18 protein-coding genes, 4 tRNA genes and 1 riboswitch are annotated in these 23,102 nt (G+C 29.7%); of the genes, 21 read left to right on the forward strand and 1 reads right to left on the reverse strand.

Going from position 1 to position 23,102, the window contains the following annotated elements; genetic code table 11:
- Positions 1-328: 328 nt before the first annotated feature.
- The 3 genes from CDLVIII_RS03990 (at position 329) to CDLVIII_RS04000 (ending at position 2,527) form a co-directional block, all read left to right on the forward strand.
- A complete protein-coding gene (locus tag CDLVIII_RS03990; protein WP_035302051.1) occupies positions 329-1,063 on the forward strand; it encodes a M23 family metallopeptidase in 735 nt (244 codons plus the stop codon).
- 101 nt (positions 1,064-1,164) lie between these two features.
- Positions 1,165-1,419: a sporulation transcriptional regulator SpoIIID gene (gene spoIIID, locus CDLVIII_RS03995; protein ID WP_009168147.1), complete on the forward strand. Its 255-nt coding sequence runs from the start codon at positions 1,165-1,167 to the stop codon at positions 1,417-1,419.
- 79 nt (positions 1,420-1,498) lie between these two features.
- Entirely contained in the window at positions 1,499-2,527 is a 1,029-nt protein-coding gene (locus CDLVIII_RS04000) for a rod shape-determining protein (protein WP_009168148.1), read from the forward strand.
- 266 nt (positions 2,528-2,793) lie between these two features.
- On the opposite strand, the gene yyaC is transcribed toward CDLVIII_RS04000, so the two are convergent.
- A complete protein-coding gene (yyaC, locus tag CDLVIII_RS04005; protein ID WP_035301651.1) occupies positions 2,794-3,336 on the reverse strand; it encodes a spore protease YyaC in 543 nt (180 codons plus the stop codon).
- 91 nt (positions 3,337-3,427) lie between these two features.
- Between yyaC and CDLVIII_RS04010 the strand changes: the two genes are divergently transcribed.
- The 18 genes from CDLVIII_RS04010 to CDLVIII_RS04095 all read left to right on the forward strand — a co-directional run bounded on the left by CDLVIII_RS04010 (position 3,428) and on the right by CDLVIII_RS04095 (position 22,414).
- On the forward strand, positions 3,428-3,835 hold the full coding sequence (locus tag CDLVIII_RS04010; RefSeq protein ID WP_009168150.1) for a hypothetical protein: 408 nt from the start codon (positions 3,428-3,430) through the stop codon (positions 3,833-3,835).
- A gap of 159 nt (positions 3,836-3,994) precedes the next feature.
- Positions 3,995-4,079: transfer RNA gene (locus CDLVIII_RS04015), tRNA-Tyr, on the forward strand.
- A gap of 7 nt (positions 4,080-4,086) precedes the next feature.
- A tRNA-Val gene (locus CDLVIII_RS04020) sits at positions 4,087-4,162 on the forward strand.
- Between the two features lie 51 nt (positions 4,163-4,213).
- A tRNA-Thr gene (locus CDLVIII_RS04025) sits at positions 4,214-4,288 on the forward strand.
- A 58-nt stretch (positions 4,289-4,346) separates the two neighbouring features.
- Positions 4,347-4,431, forward strand: a tRNA-Tyr gene (locus CDLVIII_RS04030).
- A gap of 169 nt (positions 4,432-4,600) precedes the next feature.
- Positions 4,601-4,700: riboswitch (SAM riboswitch) on the forward strand.
- A gap of 128 nt (positions 4,701-4,828) precedes the next feature.
- Positions 4,829-6,004: a methionine adenosyltransferase gene (metK, locus tag CDLVIII_RS04035; RefSeq protein ID WP_009168151.1), complete on the forward strand. Its 1,176-nt coding sequence runs from the start codon at positions 4,829-4,831 to the stop codon at positions 6,002-6,004.
- Between the two features lie 207 nt (positions 6,005-6,211).
- Positions 6,212-8,440, forward strand: coding sequence for an ATP-dependent RecD-like DNA helicase (locus CDLVIII_RS04040; protein ID WP_009168152.1), 2,229 nt, complete (start codon positions 6,212-6,214; stop codon positions 8,438-8,440).
- Positions 8,441-8,575: 135 nt separating this feature from the next.
- Positions 8,576-9,592: a hypothetical protein gene (locus tag CDLVIII_RS04045; protein WP_009168153.1), complete on the forward strand. Its 1,017-nt coding sequence runs from the start codon at positions 8,576-8,578 to the stop codon at positions 9,590-9,592.
- Positions 9,565-10,221, forward strand: coding sequence for a ComF family protein (locus CDLVIII_RS04050; protein WP_009168154.1), 657 nt, complete (start codon positions 9,565-9,567; stop codon positions 10,219-10,221). Before CDLVIII_RS04045 ends, CDLVIII_RS04050 begins: the two co-directional genes overlap by 28 nt.
- A gap of 412 nt (positions 10,222-10,633) precedes the next feature.
- Positions 10,634-11,167 (forward strand): ribosome-associated translation inhibitor RaiA, encoded by a 534-nt coding sequence (gene raiA, locus CDLVIII_RS04055; protein WP_009168155.1) that lies wholly within the window; start codon positions 10,634-10,636, stop codon positions 11,165-11,167.
- 342 nt (positions 11,168-11,509) lie between these two features.
- Positions 11,510-14,062 carry a preprotein translocase subunit SecA gene (secA, locus tag CDLVIII_RS04060; protein WP_009168156.1) on the forward strand — a complete coding sequence of 851 codons (2,553 nt, stop codon included), beginning with the start codon at positions 11,510-11,512 and terminating at the stop codon, positions 14,060-14,062.
- A 215-nt stretch (positions 14,063-14,277) separates the two neighbouring features.
- A protein-coding gene (gene prfB, locus CDLVIII_RS04065) for a peptide chain release factor 2 (protein WP_009168157.1) occupies positions 14,278-15,373 on the forward strand; the annotation gives its coding sequence in 2 pieces (ribosomal slippage) (positions 14,278-14,355 and positions 14,357-15,373; 1,095 coding nt in all).
- A gap of 112 nt (positions 15,374-15,485) precedes the next feature.
- A complete protein-coding gene (locus CDLVIII_RS31030) occupies positions 15,486-15,653 on the forward strand; it encodes a hypothetical protein (protein ID WP_186005542.1) in 168 nt (55 codons plus the stop codon).
- A gap of 294 nt (positions 15,654-15,947) precedes the next feature.
- Positions 15,948-16,643 (forward strand): response regulator transcription factor, encoded by a 696-nt coding sequence (locus CDLVIII_RS04075; protein ID WP_009168159.1) that lies wholly within the window; start codon positions 15,948-15,950, stop codon positions 16,641-16,643.
- Positions 16,633-18,132, forward strand: a complete 1,500-nt coding sequence (locus CDLVIII_RS04080) for a HAMP domain-containing sensor histidine kinase (RefSeq protein WP_009168160.1) — start codon at positions 16,633-16,635, stop codon at positions 18,130-18,132. Before CDLVIII_RS04075 ends, CDLVIII_RS04080 begins: the two co-directional genes overlap by 11 nt.
- A gap of 173 nt (positions 18,133-18,305) precedes the next feature.
- The gene (locus tag CDLVIII_RS04085) at positions 18,306-19,244 is read left to right on the forward strand and encodes a type II CAAX endopeptidase family protein (protein WP_009168161.1); all 939 of its coding nucleotides are present in this window, start codon (positions 18,306-18,308) and stop codon (positions 19,242-19,244) included.
- Between the two features lie 336 nt (positions 19,245-19,580).
- Positions 19,581-21,758 (forward strand): Tex family protein, encoded by a 2,178-nt coding sequence (locus CDLVIII_RS04090; protein WP_009168162.1) that lies wholly within the window; start codon positions 19,581-19,583, stop codon positions 21,756-21,758.
- A 200-nt stretch (positions 21,759-21,958) separates the two neighbouring features.
- Complete coding sequence (locus CDLVIII_RS04095; RefSeq protein WP_009168163.1) at positions 21,959-22,414, forward strand: Lrp/AsnC family transcriptional regulator; 456 nt, start codon at positions 21,959-21,961, stop codon at positions 22,412-22,414.
- Positions 22,415-23,102: the final 688 nt, after the last annotated feature.

Below are 23,102 nucleotides of genomic sequence, written 5' to 3' on the forward strand. Positions count from 1 at the left end.
TTTTAGCAGTAATATACTGCTTTTTATTTACAATCGAACATCTTCAACAGATATTTAGAGAGAATAATTATTTTTTATAAAATGATTATTCTCTTTTTAATTTAGTGATTTTTAAATAATTAACAGTTTGGATGATGTTATCTAAGTTGTATGAATTTATAGTATTTAAATAATAAAAAATGGTTATTTTGTATAAAAGATAAAAAAGTGGATATACTCAAGACTAATAAGAAATTAATTGAAAAACACAAAAATATCAAATAAAAAAATATACGTTTATGTATTATTTCTCGTAAAAGGGGAAATATAACAATTGGAGGTGTTCATGTTGAACAAGAATTTAAAAGAAAGAGCAAAAAAATTATTTAGGAAGGAGGGATTTTATATCGCTTTATTCCTCTGTCTTTGCATATTATTGGCTATTGGAACCGTCTCATATAAAATGATGAGCAGTAAAAATGAAGTAAATAAGACAGAAGATACAAATAAAGAATTAACATTGAATTCTAGCAATGATGAAAAGGCTATAAATGAAGTTCAAAATGCAGAGAGAGTAGAAAATGTTCAGGACAATAAGGAAAGCAATAATAATAATACAAAAGCAGAGAAATCAACTACAGTAGCTACAACTAATAAAGTAAGTTTCATAAATCCTATAGATGGTGTTGAAAGTAGAAAATATACTTATCCTGCTCCAGTAAAAATGGAAGAAGGTTCTTTTAGAACTGTTAGAGGTGTAAATATACAAGCTAATATAGGAACTGATGTTAAGGCATCAGCTGATGGTGTGGTAGATTTTGCTGAAAATACAGGGGTTGAAGAAGGCGTAGTTGTAGAGATTAAACATGCTAATGGATTGAAAACAAGATATGGAAATCTTGATGCAAATTTATCGGTTAAGAATGGTGAAAAGGTAACAGCTAACCAAGTTATTGGTAAGGTTGGAGAGACCGCAAAAGTATTTAGCAAAGATGTATTTGGAGAATTTTTAAATTTACAGGTAATTGATGCTAATGGAGAGCAAGTTAATCCGGAAAAATATTTCAGCTTAAAAACTAAATAAGATAAAAGTTAATATTAGTCATTTGTCATAGTTAGGATAAATGACTAATTAAAAATATTAACAAACTATTATGTTAAAGACAAGATTAAGGAAGTGATATTTTGAAAGATTATATTGAAGAAAGAGTTTTAGATGTTGCAAGGTACATTATAGATTCAAAAGCTACAATAAGAAAGACCGCAAAGGTTTTTGGAGTAAGTAAGAGTACAATTCATAAAGATATGACAGAAAGACTTTTAAAAATTAATCCGGAAATTGCCCAAGAAACTCATTCTATATTGGAATTAAATAAAGCTGAAAGACACATTAGGGGTGGAGAAGCAACAAAAATGAAGTATAAAATTATTGAATCTTGATAAATTTAAGTCTATAATATAATATTAGTAGAATTATGTAAATATAGGTATTAATATGTATTATAGGAGTGAATAAGAGATGTGGAGAACAGGGATAGACCTTGCAATTGACTTAGGAACGGCAACTGTGTTAGTTTATGTGAGTGGTAAAGGGGTGGTATTAAAGGAGCCATCCGTAGTAGCTATAAATAAAAATAATAATAAGCTATTGGCTATAGGGGAAGAGGCAAGAAAAATGATAGGAAGAACCCCGGGAAACATAGTTGCAGTACGTCCGTTGAAAGATGGAGTTATTTCGGATTACGATATAACACAAAAAATGCTAAAAGAATTTATAAGAAAAGCATGTGGTAAGAAAACTATTAGGGCACCTAAAGTAATTGTTTGTGTACCATCTCAAGCAACGGAAGTTGAGAAAAGAGCAGTAATTGATGCAGCCATGAACTCAGGAGCTAAAAAGGTTCATTTAATAGAGGAACCATTAGCAGCTGCTATTGGTGCAGGATTAGATATTACTAAACCAAATGGATGTATGGTAGTAGACATTGGTGGAGGTACTTGTGATGTTGCTGTAATTTCATTAGGAGGAGTAGTAGAAAGAGAATCTATAAAAGTGGCTGGAAATAAGTTTGACGATTCTATAATAAAATATGTAAGAAATAATTATAAATTAATGATAGGCGAAAAGACTGCTGAAGAATTAAAAATAAATATAGGATCGGCCTTTAAAAATTCTAGAAATCTAACATATATGATGAAAGGAAGAAATCTTATAACAGGATTACCAGATGAAGTAGAAATTACTACTGAGGAAATAAGAAATGCAATAAAAGAACCAGTAGAAGTAATAGTTGAAACTGTAAAAAGAGTATTAGAGAGAACTCCACCTGAATTAGCTTCAGACATAATAGAAAGAGGAATATTGATGACTGGTGGTGGCGCATTAGTACATGGATTAGATAAGCTTATTGAATTTAGGACAGGAGTTGCAGCAACTGTTGCCGAGAATTCTATTGAATGTGTTGTTAAAGGAACTGGTAAGGTTTTAAGCTACATAGATAAGTTAGATAGTGAAGTAAATTCACAACAAATAGTATTAATAGAATAGTATTAATAAATAACGGCTGGAACATTGTTCTGGCCGTTATTTAAGGCACAATCAAATAAATATCTAGTCCATCTGCTAGCCTATTTTTCATGTGCCTAATTAAAAAATATAAGGAAGGCATATAATAAGAAATAGTAAGTATATAATCATGATGCATATTTACAAAAGAATAGAGAAATATGTTTTCCTAATATAATATTATCAGAATGACATATTAATCATGCAAATCTGGAATATAGTAAATTGTTATTGCTTTTGTATATAATTTAAATCATAGGAAATTGCCCACGATTTAAATTATAGGCTTCAATAAATATTCTAGATATGATTTTTGCCATGTTCATAACAAAGGAAAGTCTTATACTACGTGAAAAAAAGAGTTCTGCATTATCGCTAGAGTCGACAATTCCTATGACAGAAGCAATTCCAACCTCAGGAAGCTCCTTACCTACTCCTTTGCCTGGATGTATCGCATAGTCTCGTATGCGAATTTCGCCTATATCACTCTCATCTCCTAAACATGCGTCAACACCAATTATGGATGCTTTAGGATGTTTAGTGTATATTTCATCTAATCGTTCATCTATATTTAAAGCATGAATTGGAAAAGATAAGGTTCCGTAAACTGGAAGTGGGAAAAAGTTTTCAGTTAATATGGATCCTACTAAAGGTCCTAAGCAATCACCGATACATTTATCAGTACCAATACAAACTATTACAGTATTTTCAGTAATGTAATTTTTAATTTCTAAAGTTAAATCATAATAAAATTTTGAATTTGTATTAGAATTTAAATCAATCAAGGACATATACCCCCTTTATAAAATGTATATGATGAGTAATCAAAAGATAGTATAAAAAAATATTTTATGGAAATTAATACAAGTAAAGGAGGTTAATATGAAGAAAGTTTGTGTATATTTATTATCAATATTTATAATATTACTAAATATTTATTTAATGTTTTTTTGGCAGCCAGAAGGTCAAATTGCAGCTAGTGATACTATTAGTAAAGAAATTGTGTCTTATAATAATGGAACCGTGTTTAAAGTAGATAAAGAAAAAGCATTAGAACAACTATCTTCTGAGGATAGAAAGGATTTTGAGAAGATACTAAAAAAGCTATCCGCGCTTGATATGGGGAAGATAAGAGAGTATTATGAAGAAGATAATGAAGAAGAAGGAATAACGAATGCTTTTAAGCTTCTAAACAAGAGGCTTTCAGATGAAGATTATAAAGAAATAGAAAGAATAAGTTCAAATTTTATACAATTAGACAAGGTTAATGAGAAAATAAAAAATAAATAAGAATGATATGTTAAATTGAAGTATATAGAAGAAATCAGGAGGAATAGAAGGATAAATTAGTCACACTAGTGGATATGAGAGTTGAAATAAAAGCTCTTTGCAGATATACTAATCATTGTCGATCAGTTGAAAAGTGACGACATTAAAGTAATTTGTTTTGGAGGAATTCCCGAGTGGCCAAAGGGGGCAGACTGTAAATCTGTTACGTTTCGTTTCGATGGTTCGAATCCATCTTCCTCCACCATTTAGATGGGCGCATAGCTCAGCTGGGAGAGCACCTGCCTTACAAGCAGGGGGTCACAGGTTCGAGCCCTGTTGTGCCCACCATCTAAAAAATAAAGTTTAATTGTAAAATGATAATTTTAAAGTGGATAACGTGCTGGCATGGCTCAACGGTAGAGCAGCTGACTTGTAATCAGCAGGTTGTAGGTTCGATTCCTATTGCCAGCTCCAATAAAATAATATAAGAAAGTATTTACTTAGTAACTTATATTATATTAAAAAAGAATATGGAGGAATTCCCGAGTGGCCAAAGGGGGCAGACTGTAAATCTGTTACGTTTCGTTTCGATGGTTCGAATCCATCTTCCTCCACCAGAAAAGAATAAACTTAGTTTGTTCTTTTTTTATTTTGTATTCTATAATCATAAAGTACTTTTTAATATACATGTATGTATGTATTTAGATAGTATATTGATTGCATTCTATAATGTTGACTAACTTTGCGTGATGTGGTAAAATATTTTTTGAAAATTAAATGATGTGACTCTTATCAAGAGAGGTGGAGGGAAAGGGCCCTATGAAACCCGGCAACCTGTATTATATAAGGTGCCAATTCCTGTAGAGGTGTTTCTACAAGATAAGAAAGTGATTTGTAAAATTATACTCTTCTTATCGAAGAGTTTTTTTCATTTATCTTAAATTTGTACAAACCTAATTAACAAAAGAAAAATATAATAATTATTTAAAATATTTAAGTTAAGGAGAGAAAAAAATGAGAAGATTATTTACTTCAGAATCAGTTACAGAAGGCCATCCAGATAAAATGTGTGACCAAATATCAGATGCTATATTAGATGCTTTATTAGAAAAAGATCCACTTGCAAGAGTTGCATGTGAAACATGTACAACTACTGGTATGGTAATGGTAATGGGAGAAATATCAACTAATTGTTACGTTGATATTCCAAAAGTAGTAAGAGAAACAGTAAGAGGAATTGGGTATGACAGAGCAAAATTTGGATTTGACTGTGATACTTGTGCAGTTCTTACATCAATAGATGAGCAATCAGCGGATATTGCTATGGGTGTAGATGAAGCCTTTGAATCTAAAAAAGGTGAAAAAGATGAGGTTGAAGCTGTAGGAGCTGGAGATCAAGGAATGATGTTTGGTTTTGCAACTAATGAAACTGAAGACTTTATGCCACTTCCAATATTTATGGCTCATAAGTTATCAAGAAGACTTACAGAAGTAAGAAAGAATGATACATTAGGATATTTAAGACCAGATGGTAAAACTCAAGTTACAGTTGAATATGAAGATAATAAGCCAAAGAGAATTGATACTATCGTTATATCAACACAACATGATGATAAAGTTTCTTTAGAACAAATCCAAGCAGATGTTAAGAAGTATGTTATTGATGCTGTTGTTCCAGCTGAATTATTAGATAGCAAAACTAGATACTTCATTAATCCAACAGGAAGATTCGTTGTTGGAGGACCTCAAGGAGATTCTGGTTTAACAGGAAGAAAGATAATAGTTGATACATACGGTGGATATGGAAGACACGGCGGTGGTGCTTTCTCAGGAAAAGATCCAACAAAGGTAGATAGATCAGCTGCTTATGCTGCAAGATGGGTTGCTAAAAATTTAGTTGCTGCAGGTGTTGCAGATAAGCTAGAAATTCAATTAGCATATGCAATTGGTGTTGCTAAGCCAGTGTCAATCGAAGTTGAAACATTTGGAACAGGAAAAATAGATGAAGATAAAATCGTTGAAATAGTAGAAAAAGTGTTTGATTTAAGACCAGGAGCTATAATTAGAGATCTTGATTTAAGAAGACCTATATATAAACAAACAGCTGCTTATGGACACTTTGGAAGAAATGATTTAAATTTACCATGGGAACAATTAAATAAAGTAGAAGAAATAAAAAAATATATATAATGATTATATGCAAGCTGCCTTAAAGTTGATTTAAGGCAGCTTTTCGCTGCAGAAAATTATAGATACTACAGTAAGAGGATATAATTATAACACAAAGGCAATACTTGATGAAAAGTTAGCGTATAATGTATTTATGATATAATAAAAACAAAGTGAAGATTAAGATAGGTCGTAAATTAATATACATAAAAGAGTTGGAGAGATCTTATGGAAGTTCTAAGTGGTTTTATTGAAAATATTGTTTTTAAAAGTGAAGATACAGGTTATGTAGTTTGCAGGATTAGGACAGAGAAAAATTTAATCAGTGCTGTAGGTACAGTTCCTTTTTTAAAAGAAGGCCAAAATGTAAAGTTAACAGGTTATTGGACTGTGCATAAGCAGTTTGGTAATCAATTTAATATTCAAGATTATGAAGAACTTCTACCAACTTCATTAGATGGTATAGAAAAATATTTAAGCGCTGGTATAATCCATGGGATAGGTCCAGTTACAGCTAAAAAGATAATAGGTAAGTTTGGAGAAGATACCCTTGATATAATGGAAAACCACATTGAAAGACTTATGGAGATAGAGGGGATAGGAGAAAAGAAGTTTCAGATTATATATGAATCCTATGTAGAGCAGCAAGGTCTAAAGGATATAATTTTGTATTTTAATAAACATGGAGTAACTAATAATCAATGCGTAAAAATTTACAAAAAGTTTGGACCAAATGCAAGGCAGATAGTATGCAATAATCCTTATATACTATGTGATGAGATTTCAGGTATTGGATTTAAAACAGCAGATAGAATTGCTATGAGCATTGGCGTTAAAAGTGATTCTGACTTTAGAATTCAAAGTGGGATTAAGTATGTTATGAATCAATTTTGCGCCTCAGGAAACACATTTATGCCAAAAGATAATATAATAGAAGAATGTGAAAGAAATTTATTGATTTCAAGAGATGTGATAGAAAAAAACATCTATGATATGGCAGCAAAACAGATAATAGTTGTTGAAAAAATTAATGGCATTGAAGCAGGATTCTTACTTCAGTATTACTATTGTGAGCTTGGAGTAACAAGCAAAATAATAACTTTAGGATTGCAGCAAATACAAACAATAAACTCAGATATTGATTTTGAGATTGATGTTTTTGAAAAGGAACAGAAAATAAAATTTGCTGAGTCTCAAAGGGAGGCAATACTTGGGGCATTTAGTAATGGAATAGAAATAATAACAGGTGGACCAGGAACAGGAAAAACAACAATTATAAAGGCAATAATACATATCTATGAGAATAATGGTATGAAGGTAATCCTTGGAGCTCCAACAGGAAGAGCTGCTAAGAGAATGACTGAGTCAACAGGAAGAGGAGCTAAAACCATACATAGGCTTCTCGAAATGGGAGTTTCAGAAGAGGATGAGTCAGTTTTTGAGAGAGGAGAATCCTCGCCTTTAGATTGTGATGTAATAATAATTGATGAAGCATCTATGATTGATATAATCTTAATGCAGAATTTACTTAAGGCTATTAAATTAGGTACAAGATTAATAATTGTTGGAGACGTTGATCAATTACCGTCTGTTGGAGCAGGAAATGTATTAAAGGATCTTATAGAGAGTGAATATATAAAGGTAGTAAGATTAAAAGAAATATTTAGGCAGGGCTCTGAGAGTTTAATTGTAGTAAATGCTCATAGGATAAATGAAGGTCAAATGCCACTACTGAATCAAAAAGATAAAGATTTTTTCTTTATTAGTGAAGAAAATCAAGAAAGAATTGTAAATACTATAATAGATCTAATAAATAGACGTCTTCCTAAATTTAATAAATCATGGGATATATTAAAAGATATGCAGGTATTAACGCCTATGAGAAAAGGAACACTTGGAGTTAGTAATTTAAATAACAGGCTTCAGGAAATATTTAACCCGCAATCAAAAGATAAAAAAGAGAAAACTTCTCGAGATATAATATTTAGAGAAGGCGATAAGGTTATGCAAACAAAAAATAATTATACACTAAAGTGGATTAGTGTCAGTGGAAATGGTGAAAATGAAGGTGTTGGAGTTTATAATGGGGATTTGGGATTCATCCAAAGCATTGATGAGGAGAATAAAGTTTTAACAATCGTATTTGATGAGGAAAGAAAAGTTATTTATGATTTTAACTTTTTAGATGAATTGGATTTGGCATATGCGACTACTATTCATAAGAGCCAGGGAAGTGAGTTTAAAGTTGTAATTATTCCAGCATTTATGGGTTCACCATTTCTGATGAACCGTAATTTGCTATACACCGGAATTACAAGAGCTAAACAATTAGTAGTAGTAGTTGGTTTTCAAAAAGCATTAATGTACATGATAAATAATACAAATAGTATAGAAAGATATTCTGCTTTAAAATATAGAATAAGAGATATAATAACTAAAGATGAATTTGGGGAGTAAAGGTATTAAGTTAGTTACAAGTTATATTTCTTAAACTTATAACTTATGACTAAATAGAAGAATTTTTATAAGTCTATATATGTTATAAATCAACTGTTAAATTATATAGAAGTGTGTAATTGAGGAGATATGTGTATGAGGAATGAATGTAAAGTAACTTTAGAAGATTTGAAATATGCATTTGATAAAATAGATTACTGGTATAAGAAGAATATTAAGGTTTTAACTATAATTACAGTTCCATTTAATACTGCATGTGTTTTTTCAAATATAATAAGTAAAATTGCTCAAAATGGGGGACAGATATTATATGTATGGGGAAAAAATGGAGAAAACAAGGAATTAATTAATACAATAAGAGAATTTAATTCAAGTATAACTCATTCATATATTGAAAAAAAATCTTCAAGCTCAAATTTGACATTTATACACTATAATAATCTGTCAAAAATTACTTCACAGTATGACTTGGTCATTTTCGACGATATAACATATTTCTCTAATGTAAGTAGCGTAAATTTAAGAGAAATATTAGAAAGCTGTACTAATTTAGGAGAAAGAGTTTTGCTATACAGTATAGAAAAAATGACATTAATAGGTGAAAAGTTTGAACTTGCAGCGTACAATTATAAAAAACCTTTTGTAGAGCCTAGAATATTAACAACTAGAATAGATTTGAATTTAGATATTCCATTTACTTTGTATGACTACCTTAAGTGGTTTAAGGAAAATAATCATAAGGTAGTTATTTGTGTACCTAACAAAGAAAAGCTTAATATAGTTTATGATTATTTTGTTAATAAACTTAAACTTTCTGATGTTAAAATAATAAAAGTATCTAGAAGTGATGAAATTAAAATGTCTGAAAAGGTATCAAAATATAAAGATAAGTCAATATTTATAATAACAAATAAGATAGAGGAGTTACTTGAATATTGCTATGTTGATGATTCAGTAATATTATTTTCTGACAATGAAAGATACAATTATAAAAAAATATTATATATATGCGGTCAAATAAGAAATATAAATTCAAAGCTTCCAGAGATTCTTTTGGTAGCAAATGAGGTATCAGAAGATATGGAAAAAGCGAAAAATATGGCAAGAGAATTCAATAAAAAAGTATGGGAAAAGCGTTTAATAGAATTATAAGAAACATATGGGAAGGAATAATTGAAGTAGTATATCCAAGGGAAAATTACTGCATTATTTGTAAAGAAGAGGATTGTTTTGGAATATGCGAACATTGTAAAAAAAGTATAAAGACCATAGATATTTTATATCAAGACAAAATAATAAGTTATGGATATTATGGCGGCGTATTAAAAGAATTAATATTAAAATTTAAATATAAACATAATTTTACGGCAGGAAATATACTAGCGGAGTTACTTGAAGATTATATTATTAAGAATTTTAATTATAAAGAATACATAATAACATATATTCCGTTATCTAATAAATCTAGAAAAATTCGTGGATTTAATCAATGTGAATATATTGCAAGAAAAATAGCTAGGGATTTATGTATTGAAGTCTTAGAAGTATTAATTAAAAGCAGAGAAACTAAAGAGCAAAAGACATTGAAAAAAGATGAGAGATACGAAAACATAAAAGATGCCTTTAAATTAAAGGCTGGTTTAAGATTGGATGATTGTAATATTATACTAATTGATGATGTGACAACTACAGGAGCAACAATTAATGAAGCATGCAGATTATTAAAAAAATTTAAGGCAAAAGATATAAAACTATTGACCTTAGCCAAAAGTCATATATAATATTAATGTAAAGCTAGGTTTGTGGTTGAAAGTCGAAGCTAGTCGCAGGCAAAACGATCCACGTAATTTAGATAAAATGTCTAAGGAGCATGGTGCGGTATAGAAGTAAGTCCTGCCAGTGTGTACTGAGAGGGTTAGTAGTGAGGGATTAAATTTTAGTAGCGAAAGCTCCAGCAGGCGAGTGTGGGGTCAAAAACCAGGTCAGCTAGCTTTACCTTATATGATTATTAAAATAAGTTATAAATGAAATAATCTGGTCTGTTAGGCAATAATTATATTTTTTTAGTATTAATTATCAGAATTTACTGATAATTTTCTTGTTAAGTTTGCTAAAAAGTGATAGAATATTATTAACTTAAAAACAAGTTAATTTTAAGTTAAAAACTTTTTCAAATGAGAGGGGCTGGAGCTAATGAGAGTTACAGTTATAGCAAAGAATATGGAACTAACAGATGCACTAAGGGAAATAGTGCAAAAGAAGATAAGCAAATTGGAAAAGTATTTCTCAGGAAATGTAGAAGCAAAGGCTACATTAAGCGTTCAAAAAAATAGGCATAAAATCGAAGTGATGATTCCATTCAATGGGGTAATATTAAGAGGGGAAGAAGCAACTTCGGATATGTACAAATCATTAGATTTGGTTGAAGATAAATTAGAAAGACAAATTAGAAAGCAAAAAACTCGATTATCAAGAAAACATAGCGAATCATTAAAATTTGCTGAAATAAATAATATAGATATAAAAGCTGAAGAAGAGGAACATGGAAAATTAGTTAAAGTAAAGAAATTCGGTGTTAAACCAATGAATTCTGAAGAAGCTATTCTTCAAATGGATTTATTAGGACATAATTTCTTTGTATATCAGGATGCAGATAGCAGTAAGGTAAATGTAGTTTACAAGAGGAAAGATGGAGATTACGGATTATTAGAACCAGAATTTATATAAGTTAAACATAAAGCGGCTGTCCAATGTGTATGAAAACTACATTTGGACAGTTCTTTTTTAGTTTGGTATAAAAATAATAGTTTATTTTAAGTTAGATGAAGAATTAATATTGATATTTATGTCAAAAATTATAAATAGTAACAATATAAATGTTAAGAAAAAGTTAATATTAGCCGTTTTACATAGGATCTAATACAAAAATCACTAGTTTTCTTGAAAAGAACATAGATAAAATGCTATAATTATAGAATACGTGATTTGTAAAATAAAACAGAAATTAAATTTTAATGAAAAGATTTATAAAATTTAATGTGAAATATATAATTTCGAAAGGATGACATTATGGGACTATTAGATGCCGTATTTGGAACATATAGTGAAAGAGAAGTTAGAAGACTTAAACCTACTATACAAAAAATAAATGATTTAGATGAAAACATGCAAAAACTTTCTGATGAGGAGCTTAAAGCAAAAACTGAAGAGTTTAAAGAAAGATTAGCTAATGGAGAAACTTTAGATGATATCTTAGCAGAAGCATTTGCAGTTGTGAGAGAAGCTTCAACAAGAGTTTTAGGGATGAAGCATTATGATGAACAACTTATGGGTGGAATGGTACTTCACCAAGGAAGAATATCAGAAATGAAAACTGGTGAAGGTAAAACTTTAGTTGCAACATTACCAGCATATTTAAATGGATTAAGTGGAAATGGAGTTCATATAGTAACTGTTAATGACTATCTTGCAAAAAGAGATGCAGAGCAGATGGGTGAGCTGTACGGGTTCTTAGGATTAACTACAGGGGTTATCGTACATGAATTAAATAATGATCAAAGAAGAGAAGCATATGCTTCAGATATTACTTATGGAACAAATAATGAATTCGGATTTGACTACTTAAGAGATAACATGGTTATCTATAAAGAAGAAAGAGTTCAAAAGCCATTAAATTTTGCAATAGTTGATGAAGTTGACTCAATTTTAATAGATGAAGCTAGAACACCACTTATAATCTCAGGTCAGGGAGAAAAATCTACTGAATTTTATAAGGTTGCAGATTATTTTGCAAAGAAGTTAGTAGAAGAAAGAGATTTTACAAAAGATGAAAAAGTTAATGCAATATTATTAACTGATGAAGGTGTAAGAAAAGCAGAAACAACATTTAAAGTTGCAAACTATGCAGATGCTGAAAATATAGAATTACAACACTACGTAACTCAAGCCTTAAAAGCTAACTTTGCCATGAGAAGAGATAAAGATTACATGGTTAAGGATGGAGAAGTAATAATTGTTGATGAATTTACAGGAAGACTTATGGAAGGTAGAAGATACTCAGATGGTCTTCACCAAGCAATAGAAGCTAAAGAAGGAGTTAAGATTGCAAGAGAATCAAAAACTTTGGCTACTATTACATTCCAAAATTATTTCAGAATGTATAAGAAATTGTCAGGTATGACTGGTACAGCATTAACAGAAGAAAATGAATTTAGAGAAATTTATGGATTAGATGTAATTGTTATTCCAACACATAGGCCAATTGCAAGAAAAGATAATCCGGATTTAGTATTTAGCACTGAAATAGGAAAGATAAAAGCAGTTGCGGATGAAGTAGAAAAAGCTCACGCTAATGGGCAGCCAGTTCTAGTTGGTACTGTAAGTATTGAAAAATCAGAGCTTGTTTCAAGTATGCTTAAGCAAAAGGGCGTACCACATCAAGTATTAAATGCTAAATTCCATGAACAAGAAGCTGATATAATAAGCCATGCTGGTGAAAAGGGTATGGTTACTATAGCTACTAACATGGCAGGACGTGGTACTGATATTAAGCTTGGTGAAGGAGTAGTTGAACTTGGAGGGCTTAAGATAGTAGGTACTGAAAGACATGAATCAAGAAGAATAGATAACCAATTAAGAGGGCGTTCAGGAAGACAAGGAGATCCAGGAGAATCTACATTCTTTATATCATTAGAAGATGACTTAATGAGAATATTTGGATCAGAAAAAATTCAAGGCGTTGTTGAAAGACTAGGTCTTAAAGAAGATGAAGCAATTGAGAGTAAGATGGTTTCAAAGGCTATAGAAAATGCTCAAAAGAAGGTTGAAGGTAACAACTTTGATACAAGAAAACAATTATTAGGTTATGATGATGTAATGAATGTTCAAAGAGAAGTTATTTACAAGCAAAGATCAGAAGTACTTGAAGGCGAAGATGTAAAAGAAGAAGTATTAGGAATGACAAAAGAGATCATAGGAAATGCTGTTAATGCTCATATTACAGGTGAATCAGAGAATTATAGAGAAGAATTCCTTCATCTAATGGTAGCCTTACAAGAAATATGTATACCACCAAATTCAGTTAATCTGCCTAGCCTTGAAAACTTATCAAATGAAGATATAACTGAAAGTTTATTTGAAACTGCACGTGAATTCTATGAGAAAAAGGAAGAAGAATTCGGCTCAGAAAGATTAAGAGAAATTGAAAGAGTTGTTCTTTTAAGGGCTGTTGATACAAAGTGGATGAATCATATAGATGATATGGATCATTTAAAACAAGGTATTGGTTTCCAATCATTTAAGCAAATTGATCCAGTTCAAGCATACCAAATGGAAGGTAGTGAGATGTTTGATGAAATGATTAGAGCAATCAAAGAAGAAACTGTTAAACTATTATTCCATGTTAAGATAGAAGTAGCGCCTGAAAGAGTGAGAGTTGCACAAGAAACAGCAGCAGTCCATGCAGAAGCATCAAGTGCAGCAGTTGGCCCAGGTTCAGGAGCAGCACCAGCAAATGAAGGTCCAGCAGCACCAGTTAGAAACATTGATAAGCATGGTAGAAATGAATTATGCCCATGTGGTAGTGGAAAGAAATATAAAAATTGCTGCGGAAGAGAAGCTTAATTCAGTTAACAGATTAAAGTTCACAGTTAAGTGAATGTTTAATAATTAGCTGTTAGTGTTAATACTTTACAGAGTTTTTAGAAATAAATTTTGAAAGAATAGATTTGATATAATAAATTCCGTAGATATTTTGAAGAATTGTTATTATTGATTGAAGGCAATTTGAATTTCTGCGGAATTTTTATTAGATTAAACTGATAGAACGGGGTGATTATATGATTATTGAGCTTGAAAAAGAATTAATGAAGCTTCCTAATTTAAAAAAATCTATAGAAGAAATGGGGGCTTCACTTTGACAGAGGAGGTTTAGAAAGAGAACTTCATGAGTTAGAATGTCAAATGCAGGAAGCAGGCTTTTGGGATGATTCCAAAAGAGCAGAGGAAGTCACTAAAAAAAGTAAATTAATAAAAGATAAAATTGAAAATTTTGATAAATTGAAATCTGATATTGAGGATATAGAAGTATTAAAAGAAATCATGGAAGAAGATGACGAAGAATCTGCAAGTGAAATAATTCAGACAATAAAAGGAATAGAAGATAAGATAGATGATTATAATATGAAAGTGCTTTTGTCTGGAGAATATGATAAAAATAACGCTATCCTTACTCTACATGTTGGGGTTGGTGGTACAGATGCTAATGATTGGACTGAAATGCTGTTAAGAATGTACACAAGGTGGTGCGAAAAACAAGGTTATAGTCTTGAGACCTTAGATTTACTTCCAGGGGATGAAGCTGGAATTAAAAGTGTTACCTTGAAGGTTATTGGGGAATATGCATATGGATATCTAAAGGCGGAAAAGGGAATTCATAGATTAGTCAGAATTTCACCATATAATGCAAATGGTAAGAGACAGACATCTTTTGCATCTATGGAAGTGCTTCCAGAACTAACAAAGGAGCAGGATATAAATATAAAACCTGATGATCTTAGAATAGATACCTATCGTTCAGGAGGCGCTGGTGGCCAGCATGTCAATAAAACTGATTCAGCAGTTAGAATTACGCACCTTCCTACAGGGATAGTTGTGCAGTGTCAAAATGAAAGAAGTCAATTTGCTAATAAAGATACTGCCATGGAAATGCTTAAATCTAAATTGGTTGAATTAAAGGAAAGAGCACATAAAGAAAAGATAGAGGACTTAACTGGCGAGCTAAAAGATATGGGATGGGGAAGCCAGATAAGATCATATGTATTCCATCCTTATAGCATGGTTAAAGACCATAGAACAAATGTAGAAACATCAAATGTTACAGCTGTAATGGATGGAGAAATAGATATGTTTATAAATGCATATTTAAAACAATAATATAGCAACAAATAAAAAGTTAGGAATATAAAAATTCTTAACTTTTTATTTGTTTATAAGCTAAGCTGCTTTATAAAATATATCAATTAATGAATATACTGCTATAAGAATTATGCAGACATATATAGATATGTTTAATCCAGGCTTTAGTATAGAAATAATACCGCCAGCTGTCAGAGTGGCAATAATTACAACACTCACAAATTTAAAGAAGCCAGATTTATTTGTTAAAAGTGTTGTGACAGATGAAAACATAATTAAAATTAATGTTAAAAAATAAAATATGTTTTTTAAGTCATCTGAATAGCTCATTATTCGGAGTTCTTTTAATGTAAGGGCAGAAAGTAAAAATAATAATGAAAAAGAGCATATTCTACTTATATTTTTAATCATAAAATCACTATCCTTTTGGTAAATATTTACATAATAATTATACAGTTATATTCTTACTTGAGCAATAAAAAACTACTATATAAAATTAAAACCTGTATAAATAGACTTATAATAAAGTTAATTTTTTAGCTTCATGAATTTATGTTAAAATATAATCATAGTTAAAAGAGGAGTTGAATTTATGAATATTCTAATAGTTGAAGATGAAAAAGATATTAGAAATCTTATTTCATTACATATGAGAAAAGAAGATTATGATATTTATGAAGCAGCTGATGGTAAGGAAGCTTTAACGATATTTGAAAATGAGAAAATAGACTTAATTTTATTAGATATAATGATGCCAGAGGTTGATGGAATTTCGGTAATACAGAAGGTACGAGCTGTTTCAACCATTCCTATAATTTGCATTACAGCAATGGGGAATGATTCGGATAAAGTGCTGGCATTAGGACTTGGAGCAGATGACTATTTAGTAAAGCCTATTAGTCCAATTGAACTATCAGCTAGGGTGGCATCTAATCTTAGAAGATGTTATAAATATACTGAGCATAAAGATGTAATGTATATGACAGGTGAATTAAAATTATTTACTGAAACTTTTGAAGTATACAAAGGAAATAAAAAGATAGATTTAAATCCAAAAGAATTTAAAATCTTGAAATTGTTGATTTCTAACTTAGGAAAAGTTTTTACTAAAAAGCAAATTTATGAGAATGTTTGGGAAGAAGCTTATTTTGATGACTCTAATAATATAATGGTTCATTTAAGTCATATTAGAGAGAAAATAGAGGATGATCCAAAGAATCCTATTTACATAAAGAATATAAGGGGAATAGGTTATAAGGCTGAAAGGATCAACATTAATGAAAACTAAAAAGGTTAGAAGAAGTGTTACAACTGAATTGTTTTTTACATACTTCTTTGGATATATTGCAATTACTGTAATAATATTTTTAGCTGTTATTGGTTCTATTACGGCATATGAATTTTTATGTAATTCACGAACATACAATTCTTATTTTGAACATCTAGAGGACAAGCTAGTAAATGATTATAAAAGCATAAATGATGATGAATTAGCAGAAATAAATGGTTTTATGATAAAGATAAATAATAAAAATCAAATTTCCTACTTAAGAGGAAATGTTATTGAAGAATTCAAAAACATAAATTTGCAAAGTTATATGGATTTATTTGGAGTATCTAAAGAAAATCAAATTTCCTTAAATGATGATTTTAGAACATATTCTGTCTTTTCAGAATTTAATAATTCAATAATTGAGACAAAAGATAATATTAAATATTGTCTGTATAGCAGGTATTTAAAAGATGAAGATTCATTAGTTGTTATTGGATGTCCTTATGATATGGTAACAAAGCCAAGTATAATTACTAGGGCGATTTCCCATAATACATTGATAAAGGTAATGATTTTTTTCAATATAATACTAATTCTTTTAATAGTATATGTTTTAGCAAAAGCAACTTCAAGAGCCTTTATAAAACCAATAAAAACATTATTAAATGGAGTAATAGAGATATCTCAAGGTAATTATGACGTACGTCTTGATATTGATAAAAAAAATGAATTTTTAGAATTAGCAAATGGATTTAATATGATGGCAGAAACTATACAAGATGAAAGAAGAGAAAAAGAAAAGTTAGAGAAATCAAAAGATAGTTTAATATTAGATATATCTCATGATTTAAAAAATCCTCTAGCATCTATTTTAGGCTATAGTGAAATTTTGATTAATAATAATGATTTAAAAGAAGATGAGAGACTAGAGTATTTAAATATTATAAATGGAAATTCACATAGAGCTAACAAACTAATAAATGATCTATTTGAATTTTCATTATATAATAATACTGATTATAAAATTAGTACAGTAAAAACAGATATTTCTGAATTTATAAGACAAACTATTGCTAATTATATTCCAGAATTCGAGCATAAAAAATTTGAATATGATTTTGATATAACTGAAGATGCATATTATGTAATGGTCGATAAAGAGAAGTTATCGAGGGCAATAAATAATGTTTTAGATAATAAGATTAAATATAATCGAATAGGTGGAAAGTTAGGCATAAGGACTGAAATACGGGATACTAATTTTTATATTATTTTATCAGATGATGGTGAGATGATTCCAAAGCAATATAGAGAAAAAATATTTAATCCCTTTGTGAGGATTGATAAATCCAGAAATTCTAAAACAGGTGGTACTGGACTTGGACTGTCGATAACAAAAAAGATACTAAACAAACATAATGGAGATATAAGAATTATAGACAGCGAAATTGGAACAACCTTTGAAATTGAATTACCACTGGTATTATTTAAATCAAAAATATAAAGTGGTGTAGATTATTTTTAACGTCAATTAAATGTTGTCATAAGTATTATTTAATCAGGTATATTTATACTAATGGAACTATATTTATGATCAAATCTATAATTGAAAAAGTATATTAAAAAAGTTATGAGGTTAATAATATTAAATAATAAGCCTATTAAGGAGAGTAATAAATGAGTGATCTTTATGATATACAAATGGAAAAGAAGCAAAATAGAAAAGTTATGAATAGAATTGGATGGGCCTTAACAGCATTAATTGTATCATCACAAGTTGGAGCAGTAATAGTTTCAATAGTATGTAAGATATATTTTGGAAGTTTAACAAATACATCAGTGTATAATTTTATTGCAGGCACATTACCAATATATTTTATAGGGCTTCCTATTTTCTGGTTAATACTAAGGAAAATACCTAAAGAAAATACAGCAGAAAAATCTAGCTTAACTATAATTCAGTTAATTAAGATTTTAATAATAAGTTTTGGAACTATGTATATATTCAATATATTAGGAGTTGGTATTAATTTTTTAATATCTCTTTTGAAGGGAAGTCCGATAGACAATCCTCTTAATGATCTTTTAAGTAAAGTTAATATCTTTGAAACATTGTTTTTTGTTGGAATTTTAGCACCTATTATGGAAGAAGTGATTTTTAGAAAAGTTCTTCTATCTAGACTACGTAGATTTGGAGATTTTTTTAGCATCTTTTTATCAGCACTTGCATTCGGAATGTTTCATGGAAATTTATCACAGTTTTTCTATGCAGTTGCATTAGGATGCATTCTTGGATATACAGTAGTAAGAACTGGAACAATTAAATACTCCATCATTCTTCATATGTGCATAAATATTTTTGGGTCGGTAATTATACCAGAAGTTTCATTGATGAATAATATAATATTAACTGCTATAGTAAGCATGCTGGTTGTTGTTAGTATGTCAGCAGGTGTAGTATTATTTATTCTTAATAGAGATGAGATTATATTAGAGAACAGCACTTTGAATTTAACAAAAATAGAGAAGTTTGGACTTGTAATCAAAAATCCTGGAATGATATTGTATACAATTTTGTTTATATTATTAGTTATCATGGTAATATTTAAAATGTAATATTAAATACAAAATTTAATTTGTAAAGATATTAAGGTAAATTCATAATAAATATAAATGATTATTGCCATTACTTAAAAAATAGTAATGGCAATAATCATTTATGTGGTAAAATATTATTATGTTTGTAATAATTAAGACAATTTAAGGTATATTAAGAAAATGATGAGTATTTAGGAACAATCAAATAAATAACAAGTCCATTTGACTTCTTGCCTGATGAAAAATATCCATGGCAACCTTGACTTGATATTTATTTTCATGTGCCTTAAGCCTATAATTAGAAAAAGTATAGGCACATTTTTTTAATGGAGCAAAGAGAAGCAGGAGGAAATTATGAATTCAATTGAAGAGAGAATTGCAAAAGAGTTAGAAATAAAATTAAGTCAGGTTCAAAATGTAATTGGGCTTTTAGATGATGGAAATACAGTTCCATTTATCTCAAGATATAGAAAAGAAGCAACAGGAGGTCTTTCAGATGAAGTCTTAAGAAAATTATCTGAAAGATTAACTTATTTAAGAAATTTAGAAGAAAGAAAAGCAGATGTAAAGAGATTAATACAGGAGCAGGAAAAGTTCACTGATGAAATTGGTAAAGCTTTAGATAGCGCAACAACTTTAACAGAAGTTGAAGATATATATAGACCTTTCAAACCTAAAAAGAGAACAAAGGCAACAATTGCTGCAGAAAAGGGATTAAAGCCTCTTGCAGAATTGATTCTAGAAGGTAAGTTTAATGGTGATTTAGATGAAGAAGCATCTAAGTATATAAGCGAAGAAAAAGGTGTAGCAAATAGTGAAGAAGCTATTCAAGGAGCTTTAGACATAATAGCAGAAACTATATCAGATGAAGCTAAATATAGAAAATATATAAGAGAATTCGTTATAAGAGAAGGAAATATTGAGTCAAAGGGAAGCTCAGAAGATCCAACTCCTTATGAAATGTACTATGAATATTCTGAAGCTGTAAACAAAATACCACCTCATAGAATATTAGCTATTAACAGAGGTGAAAAGGAAAAAATCTTAAGTGTTAAAATTACTGCTAATGAAGATAAGGTAATTCAATATTTAGAAAATCAAGTGCTAAAGGGAAATTCAATCTTAGATGAAAAATTAAAGCTAGCAATAAAAGATTCATATAAGAGATTAATTTATCCATCAATAGAAAGAGAAATCAGAAGTGAGTTAACTGATATTGGTGAAGAAGGAGCTATTAAGATTTTTAAAGAAAATTTAAAAGCATTATTATTACAAGCTCCAATAAAAGGTAAAGTAGTTATGGGTTATGACCCAGGTTTCAGAACAGGATGTAAGATAGCAATACTAGATTCAACAGGAAAGTTCTTAGAAAATACAGCAGTATATCCGACAGTACCTAAAAGGGATATTGAAGGAACAAAGAAAACTTTAAAAGCACTTATTGCTAAACATAATGTTGATGTTATTTCTCTTGGAAATGGAACAGCATCAAGAGAATCAGAAGAAGTTATTGCTGAGATGATAACTGAAATAAAAAACGAAACAGGTAAGGAATTAGCTTATGTTATAGTATCTGAAGCTGGAGCATCAGTTTACTCTGCATCAGAACTTGCAACTAAAGAATATCCTGATTTAGATGTTACAGTAAGAGGGGCAATATCAATAGGAAGAAGACTTCAAGATCCGCTTGCTGAATTAGTTAAAATAGATCCAAAGGCAATCGGAGTAGGGCAATATCAACACGATGTTACACCAAAAAAATTAGAGGAATCTTTAGCAGGTGTAGTAGAAGATTCAGTTAATACGGTTGGAGTTGATTTAAATATAGCAACACCATCACTACTAACACATATTTCAGGAATAAATGCAGCTATTGCTAAAAACATTGTTGATTATAGGGAAGAAGCTGGACGTTTTACTTCAAGAAAAGAATTGTTAAAGGTAAAGAGACTAGGACAAAAAGCATATGAACAATGTGCAGGTTTCTTAAGAGTAGATGATAGTAAGGAACCTTTAGATAATACATCGGTGCATCCAGAGTCTTATGGTATAGCTAAAAAGCTAATAGAAGTTTTAGGCTACAATAAAGGGGATCTTAAGAATAATAAACTAAGCGATATTGATGAAAGAGCAGAAGCTAAAGGTCTAAAGAATTTAAGCGAAACATTAGAAGTTGGAGAGCTTACTTTAAAGGATATAATCAAAGAATTAAAGAAACCAGGCAGGGACCCGAGAGAAGAAATGCCAAAGCCAATACTTAAGACTGGAATAATTGAAATGAAAGACCTAAAGCCAGGGATGGTGCTTGCAGGAACTGTTAGAAATGTATCGGACTTTGGAGCTTTTGTAGATATTGGTGTTCATCAGGATGGTCTTGTTCATAAGAGCCAAATGGCCAATAGATTTGTAAAGCATCCTTTGGATATTGTTAAGGTTGGAGATATAGTAAAAGTAGCAATATTAGAAGTTGATGAAAAGAGAAAGAGAATATCTTTAACAATGAAGGATATTGATGAATCTATAGAAGTTTAATGAGTTATAAAAAATTCAATTAAGTTATAGTTTCATAGAAGTAAAAGCCATACATATGAGGAAATAAATATCCTCGGATGTATGGCTTTTCGTGTTATAAAGATAGTTTTAACTATTGTTCTAGTAGAAACTTTATTTATTAATACTTATAATATTATATAAGGCGGAATCAAATAAATAATATTTTGGGGGAATAATTTATGGATAAGATGGATTATAAGATATTGAAATGTTTGAAATTAAATGCAAGAACTAAAGCATCTGCAATAAGTAATGAAATACATTTATCTGTTTCGGCAGTTATAGAACGCATAAGGAAAATGGAAAAAAATAAAGTTATTAAAAATTATACTATTATAGTAGATCAGAAAAAGCTTGGAAGTGATGTAACTGCACTTATGGAGATAAGTCTTGAACATCCTAAATTCTATGAAGCCTTTACAACAGCTATTAAGCATAATAATAACATTGTTTCCTGCTATTATTTAACAGGAGATTTTGATTTTATGATAAAAATACTTTGCAAATCATCGGATGATCTTGAAAAAATTCATCGTCAAATAAAAAGTTTAGAAGGAGTATCATCAACAAAAACTCATTTCGTCTTAAAGAATGTAAAAAATGAACTTACCTCAATACCAGATGAGGAAGATTAAATAGAGTTAAGCATATATTAACCGAAAATAGATACATGTTTATTACACAGGACTATGAAAATTTCGCTGAAAACACTAAAAGGAAGGTTGCATCCAATTTAGTATGCTCCAACTTTAGTTTGACAAGCTAAATTGGAACAACCTTTCTTTAAGTGTTTTTAACAGCTCATTTTCAAATGCCTGTTCCATAAACATGTATCTATTTTCTTTGTTTGAATATATGCGTAAATCAAGCGAAAAACGCATACACATCTGTAAGCATAAATTAAATTACATGGATTAGGTATATAATATACTTGAACATTATTAGTAACAATTTTATGATTATGAAAACTCGAACGAAAAAAATTCATATTTATACTAAAATTTATTAATATATCGAAAGAAATTATTGATAAAAAATAAAATACAATAAATTTTATGGTAATTTGATAAAATATTGAAAAATATTTTTGTTCAATATAAAATATGCTTATAGAATTAATTGGAAGCAAACAGAAATATTTTAGACGAAGAAGTCAGTTTTTTTAGTCTAATATATTTCTGTTTTTTTTAGGCACAATCAAAAAATAACAAGTCTCTTTGCCAGTCTATTTTCCATCATCCTACGGCGGCAAATTGGCCTAATAGACCCACTATGAGGGCAACTTACCTTCTTGCCTGATGAAAAATATCCATGGCAACTTTG

Source organism: Clostridium sp. DL-VIII (assembly GCF_000230835.1).
Classification (GTDB): domain Bacteria; phylum Bacillota; class Clostridia; order Clostridiales; family Clostridiaceae; genus Clostridium.